The sequence below is a fragment of the Rhizobium sp. TBD182 genome (genome assembly GCF_001950375.1).
In the GTDB taxonomy this organism is placed as follows: Bacteria; Pseudomonadota; Alphaproteobacteria; order Rhizobiales; family Rhizobiaceae; genus Agrobacterium; species Agrobacterium tumefaciens.
Window position 1 is genome coordinate 334,862 of sequence record NZ_BDLN01000001.1, and the last position, 481, is coordinate 335,342.

Annotated in this window: 1 protein-coding gene; it reads left to right on the plus strand. The window is 55.9% G+C overall.

Annotated features, from left to right (window positions below; all coding sequences use genetic code 11):
- On the plus strand, positions 1-470 hold a 470-nt coding region (locus T18_RS27240), incomplete at its 5' end, for a hypothetical protein (protein WP_210187534.1).
- Between the last annotated feature and the right edge of the window lie 11 nt (positions 471-481).

Below are 481 nucleotides of genomic sequence, written 5' to 3' on the forward strand. Positions count from 1 at the left end.
GTTGCTCCGCAAGCGGAAAAATTGATTTTTTCCGCTTCGTGACGAGTTTTTTTATGGAGGCCGGAACGGCTGTGGAAAACTGCGCCGGGACTGGCCAAGGCCTTGAAATTTCGCCGCTATCACGGCGCGCCGGCAATGCCTTCATGACTCGTGGAAGGCCTCGGGGCGTGGTTTTCCAACCCTTAGCTGGCATCTGCTGCCCGCCAGAAAGAACCGACACTGTGATTTGGCTGGAAGGGGAAAGGCAAGCCGGTCGATTTGCCCGCTGGCGATTCATCCGGCTTGCCTTCCATCGGGGGGACGGCACTCTAACGTATCGCCCTGGAATCGGTTCCGGCGCATCGATCACGCGTGAGGAATTTGCTATCTGCGAAGCTGCTTTGTATTTACGAAGGGGGAAACACGAAGGCAAGTGGCACGCCCTAGGGGAGTCGAACCCCTCTTTTCAGAATGAAAATCTGACGTCCTAACCGATAGACGA